This is a genomic window from Candidatus Allofournierella merdavium (assembly GCF_944382735.1).
In the GTDB taxonomy this organism is placed as follows: domain Bacteria; phylum Bacillota; class Clostridia; order Oscillospirales; family Ruminococcaceae; genus Allofournierella_A; species Allofournierella_A merdavium.
Genome location: NZ_CALWND010000011.1, coordinates 37,074 through 63,088 on the forward strand (window position 1 = coordinate 37,074; position 26,015 = coordinate 63,088).

Consider the following 26,015-nt stretch of genomic DNA (forward strand, 5'->3'; position numbering starts at 1 on the left):
GGGGAACAGTGGACCGCCCCGGATCGTGCCGACAGTACAAAAAGGGCCCCTGCACAGGCGTGTGATCCCTTTTGCTCACAGCAAGCCCCCCTGCCGCGGTGCTTCCGCGGCAGGGGGGCTTTTGTCCATCGTCTGTTTTGACCGGACCTGTTCACAGCCCCGGGATTTTTGTGTTTTGTTCGCGGACAGTTTCTCACTCCACCGGCACGGTCCAGCCCTTCGTGTCGGGCAGGCGGCCCCACTGGATGCCGGTGAGGGTGTCGTAGAGTTTCTGGGTGAGGGCGCCGATCTTGCCGTCGCCGATGAGGGCCACCTTGCCCTCCCAGTCCAGCTCCTTCACCGGGCTGACCACCGCGGCGGTGCCGGTGCCGAACACCTCTTCCAGCTTGCCCGCGTCGGCGGCCTTCATCACGTCGGCGATGGCCAGCTTGCCCTCGATCACCTCGTAGCCCCAGTCCTTCAAAAGCTCGATGATGGAGCGGCGGGTGACGCCCGGCAGCACGGTGCCGGTGCAGGCGGCGGTGTACACCTTGCCGTCGATCTTGAACATGATGTTCATGGAGCCGACCTCTTCCACGTACTTCTTCTCCACGCCGTCCAGCCAGAGCACCTGGCTGAAGCCCAGCTCCTCGGCCTTTTCCCCCGCCTTGATGGAGGCCGCGTAGTTGCCGCCGCACTTGCAGAAGCCGGTGAGGCCCGGCGCCGCGCGGATGTACTCGTCCTCCACATAGATGCGCACCGGGTCCAGGCCCTCGGCGTAGTAGGCGCCGGAGGGCGAGCAGATGATGGCGAACCGGTAATGCCTGGCCGCGTGCACCCCCAGCCCCACGTCGGTGGCGATGCAGAAGGGCCGGATGTACAGCGACGCGCCGTCGGAATGGGGCACCCAGTCCCGGTCCACGTCCACCAGCGCCTTCACCGCCTGCACGAAGTCCTCCTCGGGGATGGGGGGCATGCCCATCCGGTCGGCCGAGTCGTTGAAGCGGGCCGCGTTGCAGTCCGGGCGGAACAGCTGCACCTTGCCCTCGGCGGTGCGGTAGGCCTTCATGCCCTCGAAGATCTCCTGGGCGTAGTGGAACACCGTGGTGGCCGGGTCCATCTGGAAGGGGCCGTAGGGCACGATGCGCGCGTCGTGCCAGCCCTCGCCGGCGGTGTAGTCCATCAGGAACATATGGTCGGTAAACAGCTTGCCGAAGCCGAGTTTGGTCTCGTCGGCGGGCTTTTGTTTGGGCGCCGTGGTCTTTTGCACAGTGATGTTCAGCATGGAACTTGCCTTCTTTCCGGGATTTTTCCTTTATTATAGTAACATGGTGAACAATAGACAAGCTTTTTTTGAAAAAAACCTCTGCGCCCCCCGGCCCCGACAGGAAAATCCCGCCAGCCGGCGAAAAAATGCCGTTTTTTCCTTGACGAGGGCCGCGGTTTTTATTATAATGAAAACTCGGTTTGGCGGATTAGCCTGTTAAAGGGATAAACTCACCCGCCTTTTAAAAGCGCAAATTGACAAACCGGTGAAAATACGATAAAATAAAGGGACAATTTGTTTGCTGTTGCAGCGTGTCCAGGCTTTTTTGCGGGTGCGCAGGCGCGAAACAGATGTGCCCGCTGCGAGGACACATCACGCGCCGGCGGCCGCCCGCGGGGAATGGCGCTTTTTTTGTTGCTTCACTTGTTCGTGATCTGCGCACAGTGGTGTTTGCGAAAAGGACGGCCGCCCGGCTGCATGCCACAGCCGGCGCGCCGCGCGGTTGCCGCGCGCGGCGCCCTGAGCAGTTAAGGAGTGATCTTATGGCAAAGTATGTGGTGAAGCGCGTGCTTCTGGCGATCCTCACCATCTTCATCGTCAGCGCCATCACCTTCTTCTCGATGTACGCCATCCCCGGCGGCCCGTTCAGCTCGGAAAAGGCCCTGAGCCCCGCCGTTCTGGCGGCGCTGGAAGCCCGCTACGGGCTGGACCAGCCCATCCCGGTGCAGTATGTGAACTACATGAGCCGGCTTCTGTTCCAGCATGACTTCGGCGTGAGCCTGAAGACCGGCCGCGACGTGTTCGAGACCATCATGACCGGCATGCAGGTGAGCGCCAAGCTGGGCCTGGCCGCCGCGGCGGTGGCCATCGTGTTCGGCGTGGTGCTGGGCTCGGTGGCGGCGCTGAACCGGGGCAAGTTCATCGACCGGGTGATCGTGTTCTTCACCACCCTGGCCACTTCGGCCCCCAGCTTCGTGCTGGCCACCCTGCTTTTGCTGATCTTCTCCATCAAGCTGGGCTGGGTGCCCGCCTGGAGCGCCCAGAACCAGAGCTATGTGCTGCCGGTGATCAGCCTGTGCATGTACCCCATGGCCTACATCACCCGCCTGACCAAGACCAGCATGCTGGACGCCCTCAACCAGGACTACATCCGCACCGCCCGGGCCAAGGGCGTGGCCAGCTACAAGGTGATCTTCAAGCACGCGCTGCGCAACGCGCTGATCCCCGTGGTGACCTATGTGGGCCCCATGGTGGCGTTCATCATCACCGGCTCCATGGTGGTGGAGACCATCTTCTCCACCGGCGGCCTGGGCTCGTACTTCGTGACCTCCATCAACAACCGGGACTACACCCTCATCATGGGCGTGACCATCTTCCTGGCCATCCTGATGGTGACCGCGAACCTGATCACCGACATCGTGTACAAGCTCATCGACCCGCGCATCACTTTTGACTAAGGAGACGGAACACACATGAATAAACCGCTTAAAAAGCATCTGTTCAGCAGCCAGATCAACCTGGCGAAGTTCAGCCCCGCCTCCGAGGAAGAGAAGAGCCAGCAGGAGGTCATGAGCGAGTCCACCACCTTCTTCCGGGACGGCATGAAAAAGCTGCTGCGCAACCCTCTGGCGGTGGGCGCCATCATCGTGCTGGTGGTGCTGATCCTCACCATCATCATCGCCCCCATGGTCATCCCCTACGGCTACGACGAGATCCTCAAGGTGGGCGGCAAGCGCGACAAGACCGCCGCCAACCTGGCCCCCTTCACCTGGTCGGAGAACGAGCAGAAGTATATGGAGGAGACCGGCGAGCAGCTGTTCCCCCACATCTTCGGCACCGACAAACTCTGCCGCGACTACTTCGCCCGCGTGATCTACGGCACCCGGGTGAGCCTGGCCGTGGGCCTGTTCGCCAGCATCCTGGTGATGGTCATCGGCGTGCTCTACGGCTCCATCGCCGGCTACGCCGGCGGCAAGGTGGACCTGGTGCTGATGCGCATCTGTGACATCATCTATTCGCTGCCGGACCTCTTGATGGTCATCCTCTTGTCGGTGGTGCTGCGGGAGACGCTGGGCGCCGCCATCGCGGGCACGGTGTTCGCGAAACTGGGCACCAACATGTTGTCGCTGTTCATCGTGTTCGGCCTGCTGTACTGGGTGGGCATGGCCCGCCTTGTGCGCGGCCAGATCCTCACCATCAAGGAGAACGAGTATGTGCTGGCGGCCCGCACCATCGGCACCAAGCCCAGCCGCATCCTGAAAAAGCACATCCTTCCCAACTGCCTGTCGGTCATCATCATCTCGGTGGCCCTGCAGGTGCCTTCCGCCATCTTCACCGAGAGCTACCTGAGCTTCCTTGGCCTGGGCGTGTCCCAGCCGATGCCCTCGCTGGGCAGCCTTGCCAACGAGGCCCGCGGCGCTCTCCAGGCGTACCCCTTCCAGCTGGTGTTCCCCGCGCTGATGATCTGCCTGATCGTTCTGTCGCTGAACCTGCTCGGCGACGGTCTGCGGGACGCCTTTGATCCCAAGCTGAGGAGGTAAAACGGCAATGAGTGAACATCTTTTATCGGTGAAAGACCTGCACACCTCCTTCACCACCGACAACGGCGAGGTGCACGCGGTCAACGGCGTGTCCTTCAACCTGGACGCCGGCAAGGTGCTGGGCATCGTGGGCGAGTCGGGCTCCGGAAAGTCGGTCACCGCCTATTCCATCATGCAGATCCTGGCGGACAACGGCCGCATCACCGGCGGCAGCGTGGAGTACAAGGGCCAGGACATCACCAAGTGGAACCGTCACCAGATGGCGGGCTTCCGGGGCAAGTGCTGCTCCATCATCTTCCAGGACCCCATGACCAGCCTGAACCCGGTGTTCACCATCGGCAACCAGCTGGAGGAGGCCATCCGGCTGCACACCAACAAGAACCGCGCCGAGGCCAAGGCCCGGGCCATCGAGATGCTCACCCTGGTGGGCGTGAACGAGCCGGCCAAGCGGGTGAAGCAGTACCCCTATGAGCTCTCCGGCGGCATGCGCCAGCGGGTGATGATCGCCATGGCCCTGGCCTGCGAGCCGGACATCCTCATCGCCGACGAGCCCACCACCGCCCTGGACGTGACCATCCAGGCGCAGATCCTGGAACTGATGCAGGAGCTGCAGAAAAAGCTGGGCATGGCCATCATCATGGTCACGCACGACCTGGGCGTCATCGCCACCATGTGCGACGAGATCATCGTGATGTACGGCGGCCGCGTGTGCGAGCGGGGCACCGCCGACGAGATCTTCTATAACCCCAGCCACGAGTACACCAAGGGCCTTTTGCGCTCCATCCCCAGCACCGAGCGGATGAAGGAGCGGCTGGTGCCCATCGCCGGCAACCCCATCAACCTTCTGAACATGCCCGCCGGCTGCGCCTTCTGCACCCGGTGCGACAAGGCCATGAAGGTGTGCCTTGACTATGTGCCCATGGAGCGGCGGGTGGCCAAGGATCACCTGGCCTCCTGCTGGCTGAACGACCTGGCTCTGGAGGAAAAGGCCAAGGAGATGGCCGCCGCGGGCGAGAGCGCCGAGGCGGTGCAGCTGGCCACCGGCTGGGTGCAAAACGAGGGCGGCGAGTGGGCCTTTGATCCCATCGTCGCCGAGGAAGGAGGCGCCGACGCATGAGCAGTGAGTACCTTGTGGAAGTCGAGCACCTGAAACAGTATTTCCCCATCCGCACCGGCTTTGCCACCACCACCCCCCTGAAGGCGGTGGACGACGTGTCCTTTGCCATCAAGCCCGGCGAGACCCTGGGCCTGGTGGGCGAATCCGGCTGCGGCAAGACCACCGTGGGCCGCAGCCTTCTGCAGCTGTACCAGCCCACCGGCGGGCGCATCAAATACAACGGCGAGGTCATCTTTGACGCCGGCGACCTGAACGACCAGGGCGAGCCCCAGGTGGACGAAAAGGGCAACCCGGCCAGGCTGCGCAAGCCCCACACCGTGAACATGCTGCCCTACCGCAAGCAGATGCAGATGGTGTTCCAGGACCCCTACTCCTCGCTGAACCCCCGCATGACCGTGGAGGACATCATCGGCGAGCCTCTGGACGTGCACAAGCTCTACTCCACCAAGGCCGAGCGCCGGGAGAAGGTGCTGCACCTGATGGAGCTGGTGGGCCTGAACGCCGAGCACGCCACCCGCTACGCCCACGAGTTCTCCGGCGGCCAGCGCCAGCGCATCGGCATCGCCCGCGCCCTGGCGGTGGACCCCCGGTTCATCGTCTGCGACGAGCCTGTCTCGGCGCTGGACGTGTCCATCCAGGCCCAGGTGGTGAACATGTTCGAGGACCTGCAGCACAAGCTGGGGGTGGCCTACCTGTTCATCGCCCATGACCTTCTGGTGGTAAACCACATCTCCGACCGCATCGCCGTGATGTACCTGGGCAAGATGATGGAGATGGCCGAGGCGGACGAGCTGATGAACAACCCCATCCACCCCTACACCCAGTCGCTGCTCTCGGCGGTGCCCATGCCGGACCCCAAGCTGGCCCGCAGCCGCAAGCGCATCGTGCTGGAAGGGGACGTGCCCAGCCCGCTGAAGGCGCCCTCCGGCTGCCCCTTCCGCACCCGGTGCCGCTACGCCACCGAGCAGTGCGCCGCCCAGCGTCCCCCCTTCACCGACCGGGGGAACGGGCACATGGTGGCCTGCTGGAACAAATAAGTTCCGGCCATTCCTTTCGCAAGTTGCGACCCGTTTTTCTTGCCGGGCCGTGATTTGAAATAGGGCCTTAAAGCCCAAAAAAACAAATGGAGGTATACCCATGAAAAAGCTGACCGCACTTGTTCTGGCGCTGGCCATGTGCTTCGGTCTGGTCGCTTGCGGCTCGACCCCTGCGCCTTCCAGCACCCCTGCATCGACGCCTGCGTCCACCGGCTCTGAGGCGGAAGCCACCGACGAGAACTTTGTCGATCCCGTCAACGGCTGGAGCGTGTACGACGATCTGATCGACCAGATCCGTACCGAGACCGATCTGACCAAGCGCGCCGAGATGATGCATCAGGCCGAGGACATCCTGATGGACACCGGTGCCCTCCTGCCCCTGTACTTCTACACCGATATCTACCTGCAGAAGGACTACCTGACCAACGTGTACTGGACTCCGTTCGGCTACAAGTACTTCATGTTCGCCGAGCTGGGCAACGGCAGCGACACCCTGCATGCCTACCTGGCCGCCGAGCCCGACAAGCTGGATCCCGCGCTGAACAGCACCGCTGACGGCGCCATCCTGGCCATCGACGCCTTCTCCGGCCTGTTCACCTACAACGCCGACCACGAGCAGATCCCCGACCTGGTGGACACCTACGAGGTCAGCGAGGACGGCATGACCTACACCTTCACCCTGAAGGACGGCCTGAAGTGGTCCAACGGCGAGCCTCTGGACGCTTCCGACTTCGTTTACAGCTGGAACCGTGCCGCTGACCCCGTCACCGCTTCTGACTACGGCTACATGTTCGCTCCCATCAAGGGCTACGACGAGATGACCGAGATGGACGCCGACGGCAACCTGGTCAACCCCGACGCCCAGCTGGCTGTGACCGCTTCCGAGGACGGCAAGACCCTGACCGTCGAGCTGACCTTCCCCTGCGCTTACTTCCTGGATCTGTGCGCCTTCCCCACCTACTTCCCCGTGTATCAGGAGGCCGTTGAGGCTGCCGATCCCGAGGGCAACAACCCCGGCGCCTGGGCGCTGGAGCCCGGTGAGAACTTCGTCTGCAACGGCGCTTACGTTCTGACCGAGTGGAACCACAACAGCTCCATGACCTACACCAAGAACCCCAACTACCATCGCGCCGACGAGGTGAAGATCGAGAAGCAGGAGTTCATGCTCTCCAGCGATGAGACCGCCACCTTCGCCGCCTACAACGCCGGCAACCTGGACTTCTCCGACGGCGTGCCCACCGCTGAGATCGCCGGCCTCGAGGGCAACCCCGAGTACCATGTGATCGAGAACCTGGGCACCTACTATGTGTCCTTCAACGTGAACAGCCCCATGTTTGAGGGCATGAGCGCCGAGGACGCCGCCACCCTGCGCAAGGCTCTGGCCCTGTTCATCGACCGCGACTACATCGTCACCAACATCGGCCAGGCCGATCAGGTGCCCGCCGGCTCCTTCATCCCCGCTGGCTGCCTGGACGGCACCGGCAAGGAGTTCAAGAACAAGGACTACTTTGATCCCTCCGCCGAGGCCTTCGAGTCCAACGTGGAAGAGGGCAAGGCGATGCTGGAGTCCATCGGCTACAAGTTCGACGACAGCGGCATGCTGAGCGCTGAGACCCCGCTGAGCTTCACCTACCTGGTGAACACCCCGGGCTCCAACGTGGACGTGGCCGTTGCCATCCAGGCCGATATGGCTGCCGTGGGCATCGACATGCAGATCTCCGAGATGGAGTGGAACGTGTTCCTGAACGACCGTAAGGCCGGCAACTACGACGTTGCCCGCAACGGCTGGCTGATGGACTACAACGATCCTCTGAACATGCTGGAGATGTGGACCTCCGATTCCGGCAACAACGACTGCCAGTTCGGCCGTCCCCAGGCCTGAGCGCTCCTTTGAGCCTCTGAGCCCGGCATAAACCGAGCCGTCCGGCCGCACCCCTTCCGGGTGCGGCCGGATTTTTTGTTGGAACGACAGGGCAGGGGAGGCCGCGCACCCGGCGCACGCTGCTTCGGCCCCGCGCTGCTCCGGCCGTGGCCACCCGCCCCGCGGCGCTCTGACCCCGCGCGGCCTTGACCGTGCGTCACTCCCGCCCCGCGCTGCCCGCCCTGTGTGCCCTCTCACACGATCTCCCCGCGCCGCACTGCCATCGCCCTGCGGGCGCCGGCAAAAAAACTTTTACTTTTTTGGAAAAAGGTGTTGACAAATCCCCCTCCCGATGGTAGTATATATCTTGCACCTGCGCTGGTAGCTCAGTTGGATAGAGTGTCTGACTACGAATCAGAAGGTCGGGAGTTCGAATCTCTTCCAGCGCACCAACCGCCGTGAGCGAATGCTCACGGCGGTTTTTTTGCGTTCGGGCGGCCTGCCGGCCCGGCAGGCGGGGGCGGGCCGCGGTTGCAATCGGGGCGGCGATTTGTTACAATGGTACCACTGGATTTTGAACGGGCCGCCCCGCGGGCGGCGGGAGGGTTTTATGGATCTGAACGTTGTGTTCTTTGTCGTCATCGTGGTGGGGGCGGGCCTGCTGGCCTTTGCGCTGACCCTGTTCCTGATCAACCTCTACCGGCAGGACCGGAAGGGCCCGGGCGGCGCGGCGGCCGGCAAAAAGAAGGGCGAGATGCCCAACGACGAGCACAAGGGCGCCGAGGGCGTGGTGCGGGCGGTGCGCCGCTTCGCCGCCGCCGAGGGCTACGCCGCCATCGCCCCGGTGCAGGTGCAGGGCACCAGGGACGCCGCCGACCTGGACGTGGTGCTGGTGGGCTGGTTCGGGGTGCTGGGCGTGAAATGCCTGGGCTACGGCGGCGATGTGTACGGCAGCGCCGACGAGCCCCAGTGGACCCAGGTGCTGCCCCAGGGCCGGCGCAGCTTTGAGAACCCCATGACCCGGGCCGGCAAGAGCGCCCGGGCGCTGCGGGACGCGCTGTTCGCCGCCAGGCTGAAAAACGTGTCGGTGGAGACCGCGGTGGTGTTCACCAACCCCTCCGCCGCGCTGAACCTGCCCCGCTCCACCGGGCACTACACCGAAAAGACCTTCCTGGCCTGGCTCAAGAGCGGGCATTTTCTGGAGGACAAAAAGGTGGAAGTGGAGCCGGTGGCGGCCGCCCTTCGCCAGCAGGGCTGAGAGGGCCTTTAAAACGACAAAAACGGGCGGGAGCATCCAAGGATGCTCCCGCCCGTTTTTCGCTTTTTGAGGGCAAATGCGCCCGGCTCAGCCCTGCTCCGCCTTGTCCTGGGCGATGAGCAGGCGGATGGCCTGCACGCCCACCCGGATGGCGGCGTCGGTGTCGTGGACGATGGGGTTGTCCAGCCCGGCGGCTTCCCGCTCCTGGTTGCCCACCACCAGGAAGGTGGACCCCACCCGGGCCCGCAGCCAGCTGGCCACGGTGAACAGCGCGGCGGACTCCATCTCGCTGGCGAGGCAGCCCAGCCGCAGCCAGGCCTGCCACTTGTTCAGCAGCTCATAACTCACGGGCTTGGTCTCGGGCTCGTGCTGGCCGTAGAAGGCGTCCTTGCACTCCACCACGCCGGCGTGGCAGGTAAAGCCCTGCTGCCGGGCCGACTCCACCAGGGCGTTGGTCACCTGGAGGTTCGCCACCGCGGGGAACTCGATGGGGGCGTACTCCTTGCTGGTGCCCTCCATGCGGATGGCGCCGGTGGCCACCACGATGTCGCCGCCCTTGACGCTCATCTCCATGCCGCCGCAGGTGCCCACCCGGATGAAGGTGTCGGCGCCGCACTTGTGCAGTTCCTCCATGGCGATGGAGGCGCTGGGCCCGCCGATGCCGGTGGAGGTGACGCTCACCGGCACGCCGTCCAGGGTGCCGGTGTAGGTGACGTACTCGCGGCTGTCCGCGATGAGGCGGGGGGAATCAAAATAGGCCGCGATCTTGGCGCAGCGCTTGGGGTCGCCGGGCAGCAGCACATAGCGGCCCACGTCCCCGGGACGGATCTGCAGATGGTATTGCAGGCCTTCTTCGCCGGAATAGTTTTGCATGGTGTTTCCTCCTTTTGGGCCGCCGCGGCGCGGCGGCGGTGTGGTGCGCCGGACGGGCGGGGGACGGGGGCGCGGCGCCGGCCACCGCCCCCTGCCGGGCGCGCTGTTTCAGTTGCCTTCATTGTAGCAGATTTTCGGCAAAATTCCAACCGGGGGAGGGGGGCGCGGCCCGCCTGTTTTGCGCGGCCAGCCCTTCGCCGCCGGCTGTGCCGGGCGCGGCAGCGCACACTCGCTGCGCCCGGTCCCTCCGCACCGCACGCGGCGTCTCGGACATTTTCCACGACGACGGAAAATGTCCGTTCCGATGCGCACTACGTGCGGAGGACCGGGCTTCGCCACAGCCCGCTGGTCGCGGACAGTGTGCCGGTGCCTGCCGCTCCTTTCGCGTCCGCCGGAGGAGCGGTGCAGGACAGCATCCCCGCCAGGGGCGCGGCCCGCCTGTTTTGCCTGGCATACCGCCAGATGAAATCCGTGCCAGGCGCGGCGCTGCCGCCGCGTAGTGCGCCTGAGACGAACACTTTGGCCGCCAGGGCAAAGTGTCCGGATCACAGCGTGCGGCGGCGGACAGCGCCGCGGCCTCCCACGCTCCGGGCCGAAAAAATCCCGCGCCCCGGGCCGTTTACTTCTTTTGTGCCGCGTGCCCACATACTGCGCCCGGTCCCTCCGCACCGCACGCGGCGTCTCGGACATTTTCCACGACGACGGAAAATGTCCGTTCCGATGCGCACTACGTGCGGAGGACCGGGCTTCGCCACAGCCCGCTGGTCGCGGACAGTGTGCCGGTGCCTGCCGCTCCTTTTGCGTCTGCTGAGGGCTATGGCTCCGCGCCAAAAAATTCCCGCACCCCGCTCTCTTCGCGTCCGCGCGGGGGCACCACCCTCGCACGCGGCATCTCGGACACTTTTCACGACGAAGAAAAGTGTCCGTTCTGAGGCGCACTAAGGGTGGTTTCCCCGCGCTGCCAGGCTGGGTGACAAAGAAAAACCCGCCGCCCCTTATTGCCGGGTTTCGCCCCGGGCCAAAACCGCAAAAAGGCAAAAAAGTGCCTCCCCGTGTTTGCGGACCACGGGGAGGCGGTTAAGGGGTATCGCTTTGGTGTGAGGAGGAATCATGTACAGAACAACGGTTGCGGCTCCGTGTTCTGTGATTTTAGTATACCCATAAGTTAAGGAAGAATTTTGAAGGCACTGTTAACTTTTTGTGAATCCTGCACTTCGACTTTTTTCGCCCGCCGCGGGGCACACGCGCCGGCGCCGGGCGGCAAAGAGCCGTTTTCGCGGGGGCGGGGGAGAGGGTGCCTTTGCCCCCGCCGCAAAAGTCGGCGCGGGCGGGCCGGGAGCCGCTTTTTACCGCCGGGTCACACCCGGCCGTAGATGCCTTTCACGCTCACCTCGCCGCTGAACACATGGCGCGCGCCGCCCTCGGCGGCCACCACCAGCCGGCCCTGGTCATCCACCGTCTCGGCCACGCCCTCGCCGCCGTCGAACCAGACCTGCCGGCCCGGGTTCACGCAGCGGGCGAGATAGGCCGCCCGCAGGGCCGGAAAGCCCAGGCGGTAGAATTCCCGCATATCCTCGTCCCCGGCAAAGCGGCGGCTGAGGGCCGCCGCCAGCCGCGCCGGCGCGTCCGGGGGCAGGGGACGGCCCAGATGCCCCGCCACGCTGACGGCGTGGGGCAGGTCGGCCGCCGCGAAAAATTCCTCGCTCTGGGCAAGGTTCACACCGATGCCGCTGACGAAGGCGCCGCCGAATCCCTCGCAGAGGATGCCCGCCACCTTTTTGCCGCCCAGCAGCAGATCGTTGGGCCACTTGAGGGCGCACTCCACCCCGAAGCAGTCCTCCAGCGCCCGGGCCGCCGCCAGCCCCGAGGCCAGCGACAGGCAGGCCGGGTCCGCCGGCGGCTCCTTGAACAGGATGGTGTAGTAGAGGGCCTGGCCCGGGGCGTTCTGCCAGGCATGGCCCCGCCGGCCCCGGCCGGCGGTCTGGCAGGTGGTCCACACCGCGTCCAGATGGCCCATCCCGGCCAGATGGGCCTTGCAGTACAGATTGGTGCTGTCCGCTTCGGGCAGCGCCGTCAGCCTGGGCTCACTCATAGTCCGGCATCTCCAGGTGCTCGAACTTGGGCGGCCAGCCCTCCTCCACCGTGATGCGCCCGTAGGTGGGCCGCCCGGTGCGGGGCAGCGCCGCGCTGCCCGGGTTGAAGAGGGTCACCTTGTCCAGCTTCACCAGGTCCGCGCAGTGGGTGTGGCCGAAGAGGGCCACGTCCGCCCCCCGGGCGATGGCGTTGCGGGCCAGGTCGTCGTAGGAGTATTTCACCCCGTACTGGTGGCCGTGGACGTAGTAGAACAGCACCCCCTCGAAGGCCACCAGGCCCTCGGCGGGCTCCAGCGCGCCGAAATCGCAGTTGCCGTGCACCGGGTACACCGGCATGGGCAGCGCGTCCTGCACCTTTTCCAGGTCGCGGCAGCCGTCCCCCAGAAAGATGAGGGCGTCCGCCTTGGGGTTTTTGTTCGCCACCCGGGTGAAGGCGCTGGCCGAACCGTGGGTGTCGGAGAGTACAAGGATCGTTTTCATTCTTCTTCCTCCTGCCGCGTCAGCAGCCGGTAGATCTGGCTCTTACCGAAGGGGGTGTTCTGCGCCGCCTGTTTCGCCGCGGCGCTGGCGCTCATACCGCTTTCCATCAGGGCCCGGGCCCTTTCGGCCGCCTCGTCCAGCGTGGGGGCCGGGGACCGGTTCTCCTCCGGGGAGGCGCCGGCCATCACCAGCACATACTCTCCCCGGGGGTTGTTGCTTTCGTAGTATTCCACCGCCTCGCCCAGGGTGGTCTTGACCACCTCCTCGTGGAGCTTGGTCAGCTCCCGGGCCAGGGTGATGCTGCGCTCCGCCCCGAAGGCGTCCCGCAGGTGGCCCAGGGTCATGCGCAGCTTGTGGGGCGCCTCGTAGAAGATGACGGTGCGCTCCTCGCCCGCCAGCTGCTCCAGCCGCTCTTTGCGCTGGCGCAGGTTGGTGGGCAGAAAGCCCTCGAACACAAAGCGCCCGGTGGCCTGGCCGCTCACCGCCAGGGCGGTGACGCAGGCGCTGGCCGCCGGCACCGGCACCACCCGGATGCCCGCCGCCAGCGCGTCGGTGACGATCACCTCGCCGGGGTCGGAGATGGCGGGCATGCCCGCGTCGGAGCAGAGGGCGCAGTTCTCCCCGGCCTGGATGCGGCCCAGGATGTAGGCGCCCCGCTCCTTGAGGTTGTGCTCGTAATAGCTCACCAGCGGCTTTTTCAGCCCCAGGTGGTTCAGCAGTTTCAGGGTGACCCGGGTGTCCTCGGCGGCGATGAAGTCCACGCTGCCGAAGGTGGCGGCGGCCCGGGGGGTCATATCCTCCAGGTTGCCGATGGGGGTCGCCACGATATAGAGTGTGCCGGCCATGGCCCTCACATCCCTTCCCGATAGATTGTTTGCAGCCGGGCCGAGGGGCGGCCGCCCTCGTCCTCCATGAGCACGTCCGGTTCGTAGCGCAGGCCGGGGCGGCGGTTCTTCTGCCCCTCCACCAGCACCAGCCAGGGGGCCTCGCCCGCCCGCTGGCGCACAAAGGCCGCCCGCTTGGGTTCCAGCCGCGCGGCGCACAGCGCCGCGCACACCCGGGCCAGCTGGTCCGCCCGGTGGCAGAGGGCAAAACGGCCGCCGTCCCGCAGCAGCCGGGCCGCCGCGGCGGCCACCTGCTCCAGGGTGCAGCCGCCCTCGTGGCGGGCGGCGGCCCGGGCGGCGTCGGGGCTGACAAAGCCCCCGGTGAAGTAGGGGGGATTGGCCGCCACCAGGTGCGCCAGGCCGTCGCCGGGCAGGTGGTTCAGGTCGGCGCACACCGGCGTGATGTGGCCCAGGGCCTCATCCTCGGCCAGCGCCCTTTCCAGCAGCGCCGTGCCCGCCGGGTCCACCTCCACCGCGCGGCAGGGGCCCCGGTGGCCCAGGTCGTGCCAGCGCAGCGCCACGATGCCGCAGCCGCTGCACAGGTCCACCGCCGTTTCCGCCCGCCGGGGGCGGGCAAAGCCGGAGAGCAGCATGGCGTCGGTGCCGAAGCGATGGGCCCGGCTGATGTACACCTTTGTGCCCCGGGCCAGCGTTTCCACCGTGACCTCCACCCGTTTCTCCCTCCCCGCGCCCTCGCGCATAAAATGGCCCCGCAACCAAAAAAGCGGCGGGCCCGATGGGGAACCCCGCCGCTCTTTTTTGTGCTTTGCCGGCGAAGAAAAGGCTGGATCAGCCCTCTTCGATGGCGCCAACGGGGCAAGCGCCGGCGCAGGTGCCGCAGCTGATGCAGCTGCTCGCGTCGATCTCGTACTTGCCGTCGCCCTGGCTGATGGCGCTGACGGGGCACTCGCCCTCGCAGGTGCCGCAGGAAACACAGGAATCGGTGATCTTGTAGGCCATGGTCATTCTCTCCTTTTTCTCCGCGCCGTTAGGATAAGCCCGGGCTGTGGGGACGGCCTGCGCGGCCGGTCGTCCGCCCGGGTTCCAGGGGCCCGGCCCCTTTCTGTGAATATTGTAGCATACTTTTCAAAAAGAACAAGGGCAAATTGCTCCGCCGGGGCGGAAAACCCCGATCCCCGCCGCCGGGGCGGAGGCTCAGGGATGATCCGGGTCGGGAACCTTGGGCGCCCGCTTGCCGCCCCGCAGATAGACGCACTCGCTGCGCTTGTAGACCTTGGCGGGCAGCGCCTCGCTGGCAAAGCGCACCTTCAGGGTGCCGGCCACGGGGTTGGCCTCGATGACCACGCCCTCGCCGTCCGGCGTGCGCACCACGCTGCCGTTCATGGGGGTGATGCTGTTGAGGTACTCGTAGGCCTTGTGCTCGTAGGAAAGGCAGCACATCAGCCGCCCGCAGGCCCCGGAGATCTTGGCCGGGTTCAGCGACAGGCCCTGCTCCTTGGCCATCTTGATGGACACCGGCTGGAAGTCCTTCAAAAAGCGGCTGCAGCAGAAGGGCTGGCCGCAGATGCCCAGGCCCCCCTTCATCTTGCTCTCGTCCCGCACGCCGATCTGGCGCAGCTCGATGCGGGTGTGCAGGGCGCTGGCCAGGTCCTTCACCAGTTCCCGGAAGTCCACCCGGCCGTCCGCCGTGAAGTAGAAGACGATCTTGCTGCGCTCCAGGTTATACTCCGCCTCCACCAGCTTCATCTCCAGCTTGTGCGCGGCGATGCGCTCGGTGCACAGCGCGAAGGCGGCCTTCTCGTCCGCCCGGTTCTTCTCCATCCGGCGCACGTCCACCGAGTCCGCCATCCTCTGAATGGGCTTGAGCTCGTGGTTCACCTGGCTGTCGGGCACATCCCGGGGGCCGGAGACCACCTCGCCGCACTCCACGCCGCGGGCGGTCTGCACCACCACATAGTCCCCCTCCTTCACCTCAAAGCCGGTGGGGTCGAAATAGTAGGCCTTTCCGCTGGCCTTGAAACGCACTGAGATAACTTTCTTCATGGGGTCAACTCTCTTTTGCCCGGCCGCCGGGCGGATGTGGGTGTCAGGTCCCTTGCCCGCGGCAGATTTTGGGCAAGGGCGAAAATGGGAAGGGGAGCGCCGGGGCTTGTCCGCCCACGGGGCGGCGCGCACCGCGGCGGCAGAGGGCCGCCGGGCCGGCAGGCGGCAAAAAAGCGCCGCGCCCGGCAAAGAGTTCAGCCGACGGCGCAGAGCCGGGACGCCAGGGCGGTGAGCAGCAGCTTCTGGTTGAGGCTGCGGTCCAGGGCGCGGCGGGCCTCGGTGCAGCCGTCGGCGCAGCGGGCGGCGGCCTCCGGGCCAAGGCCCAGGCCCTCGGCCCCCTCCAGGGCGGCGGCGGCCACGCAGGCCAGGTCCTCCAGCAGGCGGCCGGCGGCCGCCCGGTCCTTCTCAAAGGCCGCCAGGCGGCGCAGGGTGTTGTACAGATCCCGCCGGCCCACCTCGGCCGCCAGTTCCAGCGCCGCGTCCAGGCTGCGGCGGGCGGCGGGGTCGGCGGCGGCGGCTTTGGCCGGGCCGATGCGCCCGGCGTACACCCGGGCCAGCAGCGCCGGGTCGGGGCAGGCGGGGCAGGTCTCCCGCAGGTACGCCTCGCACTGGGCCCCGCTCACCGGGCCCAGCAGAAACAGCCCGCACCGGCTGCGGATGGTGGCCAGCACCGCGGCGGCGCTGGGGGCGGTGAGGAGGAACAGCACCCCGGCGGGGGGCTCCTCCAGAACTTTGAGCAGGGCGTTGGCCGCCGAGGGGTTCATCCGGTGGGCGCCGTAGAAGATGACCACCCGCCCGGCGGCGGAGAGGGCCGTCTCGTACACAAGGCTGCGCACCTGGCGGGCCTGGCCCACCAGGATCTCCCCCCGCTGGCCCTGGCCCCGCACCTCGATGCACTCGGGGCTGCGGCCGGCCAGCACCGCCTCGGCCCCCTCGCCCCCGGCGGGGTAGAGGAAGTCGGCGGCAAGGCAGCGGGCGGCAAAGCCCGCGCCGCAGCCCGCCTCGGCGCACAGCAGCACACTATTGGAAAGCCGCCCTGCCTGCAGGGCGGCCTGAACGCTTTGTTTGAAGGGTTCGTTGCCGACGACGCGCTCCAGCATCACAGCTTTTCGAAGCGCTCCACGTTGGTGACGAAGATGGTGGCCCCGCCCACGGTGACCTGCAGCGGATAGGCCGTGGCCACGCCGATGCCGTAGCTGGCGGTGCTGGGCACCACCTCGGTGCGCTGCTTGCAGTGCTGGGCGATGATCTGGATGCAGGGATCCACCTTCTCATCCTCGGTGCCGATCATCAGGGTCATGTTGCCGGCCATCAGAAAGCCGCCGGTGGTGGACAGACGGGTGACGGAAAAGCCCTCCTGGATCAGGTGGTTGCAGACCTGCTTCGCGTCCTCTTTGTTGACGATGGCGGTGACGAGTTTCATGGATTATACCCCCTTGGGCCCGCCGGAAAGGGGCGGCGCCGTTTTTGTATCTTCATTATAGCACACGCCGCGGCGGATTTCCACACAAAACGGCGCCCGTCACCGGCCCCGCCACTGGTTCTGCCACTCCCGGCGGCGCCGGCGGGCGGCGGCCTCGCTCCTGAGGCGGCCCACCGCCCCCGGCCCGAAGAAGAGCAGGAAACCCGCCAGGCCCACCACCAGGGCCGCCGCCTGGGCCAGCTGGAAGGTGAGCAGCAGAAAGCCCAGGTTCACCAGGTACAGCGCGCCGGCGATCCAGCCCAGCCACTTCACCTTCACCGGCAGCACGAAGAAGAGCAGCAGCTGCATGTCGGGGTAGAGCCAGGCGAAGGCGAAGAACAGGGAGTAGTAGAGGGAGGAGGTGCTGCCGTAGCCGGTGAGCAGGCAGGCCACCCAGGCCCCCGCCATGCCGATCAGGAAGTAGACGTCAAAGGTGAAGGCCCCCCAGGCCCGCTCCAGCGAGGTGCCGATCATGTAGATCAGGTAGACCTCCAGCGCGAAGAACAGGGGGTTGGTGGTGAGGCTGGGGCTGAACACGAAGGTCACCAGCCGCCACAGCTCCAGATGGGCCAGGCCCGCCCGGGTGAGTTGCAGCTTCTCGTACAGGCCGCCGTAGAACAGCATGATCGCCAGCCAGGCCACGATCTGCCCGCCGGCCACCACCAGCATCAGGTTTTTGGGGGCGCGGCGGCCGTAGCGGTATTGCAGTTTTGCCAGCCATTTCATCGTTGGGATCCTCCTTTGCCGCGGCCCGGCCGCGGGTTGTTGTTTTGTTGTATGGATGGGTGGGGCACTTTCACCCGCATTTTTGGCATTTTCCGGCCCGGCATTCAACAAAAAGTTATCCGACCTTGAATTTTTGCCTTTGAATGTTGAAAACTAATGGGTTGGGCCGGGGTTCTTAACACTTTCAACAGAGTTTTCAACATTTCTGTGGAAAGAGGGGGTTTATACACATTGTAAACGCCGCGGCGCGATTTCGGAAGAAATATAGATTTTTGATGCACCGCGCGGAGGGGTCAGCCCGCCTTTTCCCCCCCCTCCGGCGCCCGGAAGCCCTCGCCGAACACCTCGCTGGCCTCGCAGATCATCACCAGCGCGCCGGGGTCCACCCGGTAGGCCGCCTGCCGCACCTTGAACACCTCGTTGTTGGAACAGGCGCACATCACCATCCGCCGGGGCAGGCCGGAGTAGCTGCCGGTCACGTCCACCAGGGTGCTGCCCCGCTCCACCGCCTTGTCGATGGCCCGGCTCACCGCCTGGCCCTCGGTGGTGATCACCAGCACCAGCTTGCCGCTGCCCGCGCCGTAGATGATCTTGTCCATCACGATGGTGAGGGCGAAGGCGCTGACCATGCCGTAGAGGGCGGCGTCGATGTCGCCGAAGGCGGGGATGCCCAGCAGGATGATGGAGGCGTCGATGGCAAGGCTCAGGCTGCCGAAGCTGATGTGGGGCGCCTTGCGCTTGGCGGCGTGGATGACAAAATCCGACCCGCCGGTGGAGGAGCCCCGCATGTAGATGAGGGACAGCCCCGCCCCCATCAACACGCCGCTGAAGCCGGCGGCCAGCAGGCGGCTGCCCTCGTAGACGGGGAAGAGGGGGAACAGCAGGTCGATGACAAGGTTGCTGATGACCATGGTGCGCAGGCTTTTGAGGAAGAAGCCCCGCCCCAGGGTGCGCCAGGTGAGCAGCACCAACGGCAGGTTCAGCCCCAGGCTCATGGCGCCCACCGGCAGCCCCCACAGGTAGTTGAAGATGAGCGCGAGGCCGGACACGCCCCCCGTGGCAAAGCCGCCTTTGAGGGCGAAGGTGTAGACCCCCGCCCCGTAGAGCAGGCTGCCCGCCAGGTCGAAGGCCAGATCGGTGGCCAGTTCCTTCCAGTTCACGCGCCCCATGGGCCGCCCCCCTCTCCGATGGCAATATAGCATCATTATACCGTATGGGGCGGAAAATGAAAAGGGCGGCCCGCCGGCGCACAAAAAAGCGGCGTCCCTTTCGGGGCGCCGCGCGCCGGAAAAACTCACAGCAGGAACAGCCGGATGAGGCCCAGGGCGAAGAGCACCTGGCAGGCGCCCACCGACAGGCCGTAGCCCAGCGCCCGGGGGCCCTCCTTCACCAGGTCGCGGAACTTGACCCGCATGCCGATGGCCGCCAGGGCGATGATCTCGAACTGGCCGCTGATCTGCTTGGCCGCCAGGCTCACCACGCCGGGGATGACGCCCAGGGTGTTGAGCACCGCCAGGATGAAGAAGCCGATGATGAACCAGGGCACCCCGGCCTTGACGCCCGCCGCCGCCTTGCCGCCGGCGAAGAGGCCGCCCTCCTCCTCGGGGTTGAGGCGGGAGAATACCAGCGCCACCAGCACGATGAAGACGATGCGGATGATCTTGAAGATGGTGGCGTCGGGCACGAACTCCGGCCCCACCAGCCCGGCGGAGGCGATGACCTGCCCGATGGACTGCATCACGCCGCCGATCATGGCGGTGGTGGGCAGCATGGCGTGGCCATAGACAAGGCCGGTGATGACCGGCAGCAGCACCATGAGCACGGTGCCGGTGACGTTGACGATGGTGATGGAGATGCCCTTGTCCTTGCTGTCCGCGCCCACCACCGGGGAGACGGTGGCGATGGCGCTGGAGCCGCACACCGCGTTGCCCGCGCCCATCAAGAGGCAGAACCGCCGCCCGAAGCCGAACCGCCGGCCGATCAGGTAGGCGGCGGCGATGGTGAGGGCCATCTGGCAGGCGATGAAGCCCACGCCGCCAAGGCCCACCGCCACGATGTCGCTGAGCGCCAGCGTGCCGCCGGTGAGCACGATGGAGTATTCCAGCAGGCTGCGCTCGGAGAACTTGGTGCCGGCGTCCATGCCGGGCTTATTTAAAAAGGTGTTGCCGCACACCATGCCGATGCCGATGGCAAACAGCGCCGCCCCCACCGAGGGGACGAATTTGGCGATTCCCTGGGCAATGAGCCCGATGACCAGGCAGGCCGCAAAGCCCGGCACCTTCTTCAAGATCTGTTCCTTCAGCATTGCTTTTCCCCGTTTCTCCTGATTTTTTGCCCCCTCCGGGGCAGGCACGCCTTGATTATACGGCCGGTTTCATATAAAATCAATTTAGATGTACACGAGAATCTATCAGGTTTTCTTATAAATCAAGGCAAGGGGGAGCGGGGCGATGGTGGACCCGAAGCTGAACACCTTTCTCACGCTGGTGGAGGAAAAGACCACGGTGCGCTGCGCGGAGGCGCTGCACCTGAGCCAGCCGGCGGTTACCCAGCACATCCGGGCGCTGGAAGCGGAATACGGGGTGAAGCTGTTCGCCAAGGAGGGCCGGCGGCTGACCCTGACCGAGGCGGGGGCGCGGTTCTACCGGCTGGCGCGGCGGCTGCCGGCGCTGGAGGCCCAGCTGCGGCAGGCGCTGGCGGCGGGGGAGGCGGCGCCGCTGCACTTCGGGGTGACCCGCAGCATCGGGGAGGGGCTGATGCCCCGGCTGGCGCCGGCGCTGCTGGACGCGCTGCCCCGGCGCACCCTGCAGATGCGGCTGCAGAACACCCGCACCCTGCTGGAGGAGCTGGAGAAGGGGGAGATCGAGTTCGCGCTGATCGAGGGCAACGCCAGCCACCGGCGCTACTGCTGCCGGCCCTTTTACACCGCCCGCTTTTCCGCCCTGGGCAGCCCGTCGGGCCCCTGGGCGGCGTGCAAAACGCTGGAGGGGCTGTGCGCCGCGCCGCTGCTGCTGCGGGAGGCGGGCAGCGGCAGCCGGGAGATATTGGAGAGCGCCCTGGCGGCCCGGGACCTCTCGCCGGAGGACTTTGCCGCCTGCCATGTGTTTGAGAGCGTGCCGGTGTTGCTGGAGCTGGCGGCGGCGGGCCGGGGGGTGACCTTTGCCTACGAGGTGGCCGCGGCGCCGCTGCTGGAGAGCGGGCGGCTGGCCCGGCTGGCCCAGGGGGATTTTTCCATCACCCGGCCCTTTGCCTTCGTCACCCTGCCGGACAGCCCCTTCGAGCGGCAGGAGCAGTATCTCTTCGAGCGCATCCGGGACCTGTGCCGGGGGCTGTGAAGGGACGAAAAAGCAGCCCGCCCCGCCCCGAAAAGGGCGGGCGGGCTGTTTTTGCTCTGTTTACTCGTGGTCGTAGTTCACACTGCAGCGCAGTTCGCCCAGCGGCTGGGTGCCGGTGAGCACATTCTCCGCCGGGACGGTGCAGGTGAGCATGTGGGCTTCTCCGGCCGGCAGGATGGCGCTGCCCCCCATGGGGCCGGAGATCACCGTGCCCAGTTCGGAGTCGGTGACCTCCACCTGTATGTCGCTGATGGAGCGGTTGGCGTCGGTGCCGTTGTAGGCGTACAAGTGCAGGATCATATCGCCGTTTTCGGCCTGATACAGATTGGCCAGTTCCACACTCAGGTTGCCCTTTACCACCACCGGGCCCAGACAGGCCCAGTAGGCGCCGAACATCTTCATGTTGCGCCCGGCGTCCTGGGCGTCCATCGCGTCCTGGCCCACAGCCAGCAGGTTGACCTGCCGCGTCAGCGCGTCGCCGGCCTCCGCCATGAACTTCCACTGGCCGTCCTGTTGCATCATGGGCATAACGCCGAAGGAACTATTGCAGTTCACGTCGGGATAGGCGCCCGCGCAGATGGCATGGTAGAGGCCCACGGCGTATTCACCGTCCACCTGGGCCAGCGGCACGATCATGTGCTGGTCATACTGCGTGTACCATTGCTGCAGCGTGCCGGCAAAATCCACAACGGCGTCCGCGTACGCTCCGCCGCGGTCCACAAAGAGATCCAGGATGCCCTCCCGGTCGCCCGCCTCGAACAGTTCTATCATCTGCTGCTCCATCTGCCGCGCCGCCTGCACCGCCTCTTCCATGGTGGCCTCCGCCTCCTCCGGGGGCTGGGAAGCCGCCTGGGACGAGGGCGCTTGCTCCGCCCGGGAAGAAGGAGCCCCGCTCCCGCTCTGAGCAGCCGGCGCGCCGCAGGCCGCCAGCTGGGCGGCCAGCAGCACCGCCGCCAGCATCGCCGCACACTTTTTCATATCGCTTCCTCCTTTGCTGCCGCCGGTGGGCGGCGCTTGCTTTTTCGGGGAGTGTTTCACCCCGTCCTGTTCATTCTGTTGGAACAGAATGGATGATTTTATTGTAACATAATCTTTTCAAAAAGCAAGGGGAGGGGAGAGGAAACCGAAAAAATGCCCGCCGCCTTACGGCCCCTGGGAAAACCGGGGACGGGCCGGCCTCTTGCAGCCAGGCATGCAAACATGGGACGGGCCCACCGCCTGCGCCAGGGCGTGCAAATATGGGACAGACCGGCCTTCTGCACCAGGGCGTGCAAACATGGGACAGACCGGCCGATACATCCCGGGCGTGCAAAAAAGGGCCCCCGCAGTGTGCGGGGGCCCTTTTTATCTGCCTTGCGGCGGAGCGACAGGATCACTCGTAGAGTTTGACCAGCTTCTCCAGGAACTCGTAGCGCTCCTTCGCCTTCTTGTCGGCCAGATCGAACAGCGCCTCGGCGCGCTCGGGGAAGGCCAGCTTCAGGCGGCTGTAGCGGGTCTCGCCGGAGATGAACTCCTTGTAGTCCGCGGTGGCGGGCTTGGAGTCCAGGCTGAAGGGATTCTTGCCCTCGGCCTTCTTGCGGGGGTCGAACCGGAACATGTTCCAGTAGCCCGCGGCCACAGCCTTCTTCATCTCGGCCTGGCAGTTGGTCATGCCGCCCTTGACGCCGTGCATCTCGCAGGGGGCGTAGCCGATGATGAGGGAGGGGCCGTGATAGCTCTCGGCCTCGGTGATGGCCTTCATGGTCTGGTTCATGTCGGCGCCCATGGCGATCTGGGCCACATAGACGTAGCCGTAGGTCATGGCGATCTCGCTCAGGCTCTTCTTGCCGATGGACTTGCCGGCCGCGGCGAACTGCGCCACCTGGCCGATCTGGCTGGCCTTGGAGGCCTGTCCGCCGGTGTTGGAGTAGACCTCGGTGTCGAACACGAAGACGTTCACGTCCTCGCCGGAGGCCAGCACATGATCCAGGCCGCCGAAGCCGATGTCGTAGGCCCAGCCGTCGCCGCCGAAGATCCAGATGCTCTTCTTGGACAGGTAGTTCTTCTTGGGCAGGATCTCCTTGCTGAAGCGGCAGTCGGGGTCGGCCTCCAGCTCGGCGATCAGCTTCTCGGTGGCGGCGGTGTTGGCCTTGCCGTCATCGTAGGTGGCGAAGTACTCCTCAATGGCAGCCTTCTTGCTCTCCTTGGTGGTCACTTCGGCCAGCTCGTGCAGCTTGGCGGCCAGCGACTCGCGGATCACCTTCTGGCCCAGGTAGATGCCCAGGCCGTGCTCGGCGTTGTCCTCGAACAGGCTGTTGGCCCAGGCGGGACCATGGCCGCTCACCTTGCTGGTGGTGTAGGGAGAGGTGGCAGCGGGGCCGCCCCAGATGGAAGAGCAGCCGGTGGCGTTGGAGATATACATCCGCTCGCCGAACAGCTGGGTGACCAGGCGGGCATAGGCGGTCTCGGCGCAGCCGGCGCAGCTGCCGGAGAACTCCAGCAGGGGCTGGTTGAACTGGCTGCCCTTGACGGTGGTCTCGGCCATCATGCCGTCCTTCTTGCGCACGTTCTCCACGCAGTAGTTGAACACTTCCTGCTGAGCCAGCTGGCTCTCCTGGGGCACCATCTTCAGGGTGCCCTTGGTGGCGGAGGTGGGGCAGACGTTCACGCAGACGCCGCAGCCCATGCAGTCCATGGGAGAGACGGTCATGGCGAAGACGTAATTCTCGCAGCCCTTGCCGTTCATGGCCTTGCTCTTCAGGGCGGCGGGAGCCTTGGCGGCCTCCTCGGCGGTGAGGGCGAAGGGACGGATGGTGGCGTGGGGGCACACGAAGGCGCACTGGTTGCACTGGATGCAGGTGTCGGGGTTCCACTCGGGAACGTTCACCGCAACGCCCCGCTTCTCGTAGGCGGAAGCGCCCTGCTCGAACTGGCCGTCGGCGTACTTCTCGAAGGCGGAAACGGGCAGGCTGTCGCCGTCCATGCGGGCCACGGGCTCCATGATGCTGCGCACCATGTCCACGGTGGCGGGGTTGCCGTGCAGCTGCTCGGGAGCCTTGTCGTCGGTGGCGTTGGCCCAGTCGGCGGGCACCTCCACCTTGTGATAGGCGTCGAAGCCGGCGTCGATGGCCTTCCAGTTCATCTCAACGATGGCCTGGCCCTTCTTGGCGAAGGTCTTCTCGGCGGCCTGCTTCATATACTTGAGGGCGTCCTCGCGGGGCAGCACGCCGGCCAGGGCGAAGAACGCGGACTGCAGAATGGTGTTGGTGCGCTTGCCCAGGCCGATCTCCACCGCCTTGTCGATGGCGTTGATGGTGTACAGCTGGATGTTGTTCTGGGCGATGTAGCGCTTGGACTCGGCGGGCATGTGATGGGCCAGCTCCTCGTCGGACCACTGGCAGTTGATCATGAACACGCCGCCGGGCTTGACGTCCTGCACCATCTTGAAGCCCTTCACAACGTAGCTGGGGTTGTGGCAGGCCACAAAGTCAGCCTTGTTGATGTAGTAGGGCGCGCGGATGGGCTTGTCGCCGAAGCGCAGGTGGCTGATGGTCACGCCGCCGGTCTTCTTGGAGTCGTACTGGAAGTACGCCTGGATATACTTGTCGGTGTGGTCGCCGATGATCTTGGTGCTGTTCTTGTTGGCGCCCACGGTGCCGTCGCCGCCCAGGCCCCAGAACTTGCACTCCACGGTGCCCTCGGCAGCGGTGTTGGGCGCGGGCTTCTCCTCCAGGGACAGGCCGGTCACGTCGTCCACGATGCCGATGGTGAAGCGGGTCTTGGGCTGGTCCTTGGTCAGCTCCTCGTACACGGCGAAGACGCTGGAGGGCGGGGTGTCCTTGCTGCCCAGGCCGTAGCGGCCGCCGATGACCTCGATGTCGCGGCCGCCCTCACGCAGGGCGGTGACCACGTCCAGGAACAGAGGCTCGCCCAGGCTGCCGGGCTCCTTGGTGCGGTCCAGCACGGCGATCTTCTTGGCGCTGGCGGGGATGGCGGCCAGCAGCTTCTCGCTCACGAAGGGGCGGTACAGCCGGACCTTGACCAGGCCCACCTTCTCGCCCTGGGCGGTGAGGTAGTCGATGACCTCCTCGGCCACGTCGCAGATGGAGCCCATGGCGATGATCACCCGCTCGGCGTCGGGCGCGCCGTAGTAGTTGAACAGCTGGTAGTCGGTGCCCAGCTTTTCGTTGACCTTGGCCATGTACTTCTCCACCACGGCGGGCAGAGCGTCGTAGTACTTGTTGCAGGCCTCACGGTGCTGGAAGAAGATGTCGCCGTTCTCGTGGCTGCCCCGCATGGAGGGGGTCTCGGGGTTCAGGGAGTGGTCGCGGAACTGCTGGATGGCGTCCCAGTTGACCATCTCGGCCAGGTCGGCGTAGTCCCACTTCTCGATCTTCTGGATCTCGTGGCTGGTGCGGAAGCCGTCGAAGAAGTTGATGAAGGGAACGCGGCCCTCGATGGAGGCCAGATGGGCCACCGCGGCCAGATCCATGACCTCCTGGGGGTTGGTCTCGGCCAGCATGGCGAAGCCGGTCTGGCGGCAGGCGTACACGTCGCTGTGGTCGCCGAAGATGTTCAGCGCGTGGCTGGCCACCGTGCGGGCGGACACATGGAACACGCAGGGCAGCAGCTCGCCGGCGATCTTGTACATGTTGGGGATCATCAGCAGCAGGCCCTGGCTGGCGGTGAAGGTGGTGGTCATGGCGCCGGCGGCCAGGCTGCCGTGCACCGCGCCCGCGGCGCCCGCCTCAGACTGCATCTCCATGACCTTGACCTGGGTGCCGAAGATGTTCTTCTGGCCCGCGGCGGACCACTGGTCCACATAGTCCGCCATGGGGCTGGACGGGGTGATGGGGTAGATGGCCGCTACCTCGGTGAACGCATAGGCTACATGCGCCGCCGCGGTGTTGCCATCCATCGACTGTTTTGCTCTTGGCATTTTTCTTCCTCCATAGCATTCGATTTAACGTTGCCCGCCGGAGGCTCCCGACGGGACGCGTTATTTCCGCCCGCGCGCACGAAAAACCGGCAGCGCCGGTGCTCCGCCCGCGCGGACAGCTTCTGCTGTCTATTATTTTAACAAAAGCGCTGTATAAAGTAAACCATTTTCCAGCCCCTTT

At 65.8% G+C, this 26,015-nt stretch carries 22 protein-coding genes and 1 tRNA gene; 8 read left to right on the plus strand and 15 right to left on the minus strand.

All coding sequences use genetic code 11. From position 1 onward, the window contains the following. Positions 1-193: 193 nt before the first annotated feature. Positions 194-1,264 carry a branched-chain amino acid aminotransferase gene (locus ACH2A7_RS10165; RefSeq protein ID WP_394961794.1) on the minus strand — a complete coding sequence of 357 codons (1,071 nt, stop codon included), beginning with the start codon at positions 1,262-1,264 and terminating at the stop codon, positions 194-196. Between the two features lie 524 nt (positions 1,265-1,788). On the opposite strand from ACH2A7_RS10165, the gene ACH2A7_RS10170 reads away from it, so the two are divergent. The 7 genes from ACH2A7_RS10170 to ACH2A7_RS10200 all read left to right on the plus strand — a co-directional run bounded on the left by ACH2A7_RS10170 (position 1,789) and on the right by ACH2A7_RS10200 (position 9,059). Continuing rightward, complete coding sequence (locus ACH2A7_RS10170) at positions 1,789-2,703, plus strand: ABC transporter permease (RefSeq protein ID WP_394961795.1); 915 nt, start codon at positions 1,789-1,791, stop codon at positions 2,701-2,703. Positions 2,704-2,718: 15 nt separating this feature from the next. Continuing rightward, a complete protein-coding gene (locus ACH2A7_RS10175) occupies positions 2,719-3,786 on the plus strand; it encodes an ABC transporter permease (RefSeq protein WP_394961796.1) in 1,068 nt (355 codons plus the stop codon). 7 nt (positions 3,787-3,793) lie between these two features. Then, the gene (locus tag ACH2A7_RS10180; protein WP_394961798.1) at positions 3,794-4,903 is read left to right on the plus strand and encodes an ABC transporter ATP-binding protein; all 1,110 of its coding nucleotides are present in this window, start codon (positions 3,794-3,796) and stop codon (positions 4,901-4,903) included. Then, on the plus strand, positions 4,900-5,940 hold the full coding sequence (locus ACH2A7_RS10185) for an ABC transporter ATP-binding protein (protein WP_394961800.1): 1,041 nt from the start codon (positions 4,900-4,902) through the stop codon (positions 5,938-5,940). The genes ACH2A7_RS10180 and ACH2A7_RS10185 overlap by 4 nt, the downstream gene beginning before the upstream one ends. 100 nt (positions 5,941-6,040) lie before the next feature. Next, complete coding sequence (locus tag ACH2A7_RS10190; protein ID WP_394961801.1) at positions 6,041-7,822, plus strand: ABC transporter substrate-binding protein; 1,782 nt, start codon at positions 6,041-6,043, stop codon at positions 7,820-7,822. Positions 7,823-8,176: 354 nt separating this feature from the next. Further along, positions 8,177-8,253, plus strand: a tRNA-Arg gene (locus tag ACH2A7_RS10195). Positions 8,254-8,411: 158 nt separating this feature from the next. Then, on the plus strand, positions 8,412-9,059 hold the full coding sequence (locus tag ACH2A7_RS10200) for a nuclease-related domain-containing protein (protein ID WP_394961803.1): 648 nt from the start codon (positions 8,412-8,414) through the stop codon (positions 9,057-9,059). 87 nt (positions 9,060-9,146) lie between these two features. On the opposite strand, the gene udp is transcribed toward ACH2A7_RS10200, so the two are convergent. From udp to ACH2A7_RS10260, 12 genes are all read right to left on the minus strand, one after another. Then, positions 9,147-9,932, minus strand: coding sequence for a uridine phosphorylase (gene udp, locus ACH2A7_RS10205; RefSeq protein WP_394961804.1), 786 nt, complete (start codon positions 9,930-9,932; stop codon positions 9,147-9,149). Positions 9,933-11,289: 1,357 nt separating this feature from the next. Further along, a complete protein-coding gene (locus ACH2A7_RS10210) occupies positions 11,290-12,024 on the minus strand; it encodes a biotin--[acetyl-CoA-carboxylase] ligase (RefSeq protein ID WP_394961805.1) in 735 nt (244 codons plus the stop codon). Beyond that, the gene (locus ACH2A7_RS10215; RefSeq protein ID WP_394961807.1) at positions 12,017-12,505 is read right to left on the minus strand and encodes a YfcE family phosphodiesterase; all 489 of its coding nucleotides are present in this window, start codon (positions 12,503-12,505) and stop codon (positions 12,017-12,019) included. Before ACH2A7_RS10215 ends, ACH2A7_RS10210 begins: the two co-directional genes overlap by 8 nt. Next, positions 12,502-13,350 (minus strand): 16S rRNA (cytidine(1402)-2'-O)-methyltransferase, encoded by an 849-nt coding sequence (gene rsmI / locus ACH2A7_RS10220; RefSeq protein WP_394961809.1) that lies wholly within the window; start codon positions 13,348-13,350, stop codon positions 12,502-12,504. The genes ACH2A7_RS10215 and rsmI overlap by 4 nt, the downstream gene beginning before the upstream one ends. A 5-nt stretch (positions 13,351-13,355) precedes the next feature. Then, entirely contained in the window at positions 13,356-14,060 is a 705-nt protein-coding gene (locus tag ACH2A7_RS10225) for a tRNA1(Val) (adenine(37)-N6)-methyltransferase (RefSeq protein ID WP_394961810.1), read from the minus strand. 118 nt (positions 14,061-14,178) lie between these two features. After that, a complete protein-coding gene (locus ACH2A7_RS10230) occupies positions 14,179-14,349 on the minus strand; it encodes a DUF362 domain-containing protein (RefSeq protein ID WP_394961811.1) in 171 nt (56 codons plus the stop codon). A 195-nt stretch (positions 14,350-14,544) separates the two neighbouring features. Then, positions 14,545-15,393 (minus strand): stage 0 sporulation family protein, encoded by an 849-nt coding sequence (locus ACH2A7_RS10235; RefSeq protein ID WP_394961812.1) that lies wholly within the window; start codon positions 15,391-15,393, stop codon positions 14,545-14,547. Positions 15,394-15,587: 194 nt separating this feature from the next. Further along, a complete protein-coding gene (locus tag ACH2A7_RS10240; protein WP_394961813.1) occupies positions 15,588-16,493 on the minus strand; it encodes a hypothetical protein in 906 nt (301 codons plus the stop codon). Then, the gene (locus tag ACH2A7_RS10245) at positions 16,493-16,816 is read right to left on the minus strand and encodes a cyclic-di-AMP receptor (protein WP_394961814.1); all 324 of its coding nucleotides are present in this window, start codon (positions 16,814-16,816) and stop codon (positions 16,493-16,495) included. Before ACH2A7_RS10245 ends, ACH2A7_RS10240 begins: the two co-directional genes overlap by 1 nt. Before the next feature lie 99 nt (positions 16,817-16,915). After that, the gene (locus ACH2A7_RS10250; protein WP_394961815.1) at positions 16,916-17,581 is read right to left on the minus strand and encodes a Rhomboid family protein; all 666 of its coding nucleotides are present in this window, start codon (positions 17,579-17,581) and stop codon (positions 16,916-16,918) included. Between the two features lie 293 nt (positions 17,582-17,874). Then, positions 17,875-18,750, minus strand: a complete 876-nt coding sequence (locus ACH2A7_RS10255) for a YitT family protein (RefSeq protein ID WP_394961817.1) — start codon at positions 18,748-18,750, stop codon at positions 17,875-17,877. 125 nt (positions 18,751-18,875) lie between these two features. After that, the gene (locus ACH2A7_RS10260) at positions 18,876-19,886 is read right to left on the minus strand and encodes a YeiH family protein (RefSeq protein WP_394961818.1); all 1,011 of its coding nucleotides are present in this window, start codon (positions 19,884-19,886) and stop codon (positions 18,876-18,878) included. Positions 19,887-20,031: 145 nt separating this feature from the next. Here ACH2A7_RS10260 and ACH2A7_RS10265 point away from each other — a divergent pair, with 145 nt between their 5' ends. Beyond that, positions 20,032-20,916 (plus strand): LysR family transcriptional regulator, encoded by an 885-nt coding sequence (locus ACH2A7_RS10265; protein WP_394961820.1) that lies wholly within the window; start codon positions 20,032-20,034, stop codon positions 20,914-20,916. A 60-nt stretch (positions 20,917-20,976) separates the two neighbouring features. Here ACH2A7_RS10265 and ACH2A7_RS10270 read toward each other — a convergent pair whose 3' ends face one another. Together ACH2A7_RS10270 and nifJ are read right to left on the minus strand one after the other, a co-directional pair. Next, a complete protein-coding gene (locus ACH2A7_RS10270; RefSeq protein ID WP_394961821.1) occupies positions 20,977-21,894 on the minus strand; it encodes a hypothetical protein in 918 nt (305 codons plus the stop codon). 394 nt (positions 21,895-22,288) lie between these two features. Continuing rightward, positions 22,289-25,834, minus strand: a complete 3,546-nt coding sequence (nifJ, locus tag ACH2A7_RS10275; protein ID WP_394961822.1) for a pyruvate:ferredoxin (flavodoxin) oxidoreductase — start codon at positions 25,832-25,834, stop codon at positions 22,289-22,291. Positions 25,835-26,015 lie beyond the last annotated feature (181 nt).

Bases quoted from the DNA above. Each gene is read 5' to 3' on its own strand.
- ACH2A7_RS10165 (WP_394961794.1), bottom strand. From the start codon at position 1,264: ATGCTGAACATCACTGTGCAAAAGACCACGGCGCCCAAACAAAAGCCC.
- ACH2A7_RS10170 (WP_394961795.1), top strand. From the start codon at position 1,789: ATGGCAAAGTATGTGGTGAAGCGCGTGCTTCTGGCGATCCTCACCATC.
- ACH2A7_RS10175 (WP_394961796.1), top strand. From the start codon at position 2,719: ATGAATAAACCGCTTAAAAAGCATCTGTTCAGCAGCCAGATCAACCTG.
- ACH2A7_RS10180 (WP_394961798.1), top strand. From the start codon at position 3,794: ATGAGTGAACATCTTTTATCGGTGAAAGACCTGCACACCTCCTTCACC.
- ACH2A7_RS10185 (WP_394961800.1), top strand. From the start codon at position 4,900: ATGAGCAGTGAGTACCTTGTGGAAGTCGAGCACCTGAAACAGTATTTC.
- ACH2A7_RS10190 (WP_394961801.1), top strand. From the start codon at position 6,041: ATGAAAAAGCTGACCGCACTTGTTCTGGCGCTGGCCATGTGCTTCGGT.
- ACH2A7_RS10200 (WP_394961803.1), top strand. From the start codon at position 8,412: ATGGATCTGAACGTTGTGTTCTTTGTCGTCATCGTGGTGGGGGCGGGC.
- udp (WP_394961804.1), bottom strand. From the start codon at position 9,932: ATGCAAAACTATTCCGGCGAAGAAGGCCTGCAATACCATCTGCAGATC.
- ACH2A7_RS10210 (WP_394961805.1), bottom strand. From the start codon at position 12,024: ATGAGTGAGCCCAGGCTGACGGCGCTGCCCGAAGCGGACAGCACCAAT.
- ACH2A7_RS10215 (WP_394961807.1), bottom strand. From the start codon at position 12,505: ATGAAAACGATCCTTGTACTCTCCGACACCCACGGTTCGGCCAGCGCC.
- rsmI (WP_394961809.1), bottom strand. From the start codon at position 13,350: ATGGCCGGCACACTCTATATCGTGGCGACCCCCATCGGCAACCTGGAG.
- ACH2A7_RS10230 (WP_394961811.1), bottom strand. From the start codon at position 14,349: ATGGCCTACAAGATCACCGATTCCTGTGTTTCCTGCGGCACCTGCGAG.
- ACH2A7_RS10235 (WP_394961812.1), bottom strand. From the start codon at position 15,393: ATGAAGAAAGTTATCTCAGTGCGTTTCAAGGCCAGCGGAAAGGCCTAC.
- ACH2A7_RS10240 (WP_394961813.1), bottom strand. From the start codon at position 16,493: ATGCTGGAGCGCGTCGTCGGCAACGAACCCTTCAAACAAAGCGTTCAG.
- ACH2A7_RS10245 (WP_394961814.1), bottom strand. From the start codon at position 16,816: ATGAAACTCGTCACCGCCATCGTCAACAAAGAGGACGCGAAGCAGGTC.
- ACH2A7_RS10250 (WP_394961815.1), bottom strand. From the start codon at position 17,581: ATGAAATGGCTGGCAAAACTGCAATACCGCTACGGCCGCCGCGCCCCC.
- ACH2A7_RS10255 (WP_394961817.1), bottom strand. From the start codon at position 18,750: ATGGGGCGCGTGAACTGGAAGGAACTGGCCACCGATCTGGCCTTCGAC.
- ACH2A7_RS10260 (WP_394961818.1), bottom strand. From the start codon at position 19,886: ATGCTGAAGGAACAGATCTTGAAGAAGGTGCCGGGCTTTGCGGCCTGC.
- ACH2A7_RS10265 (WP_394961820.1), top strand. From the start codon at position 20,032: ATGGTGGACCCGAAGCTGAACACCTTTCTCACGCTGGTGGAGGAAAAG.
- ACH2A7_RS10270 (WP_394961821.1), bottom strand. From the start codon at position 21,894: ATGAAAAAGTGTGCGGCGATGCTGGCGGCGGTGCTGCTGGCCGCCCAG.
- nifJ (WP_394961822.1), bottom strand. From the start codon at position 25,834: ATGCCAAGAGCAAAACAGTCGATGGATGGCAACACCGCGGCGGCGCAT.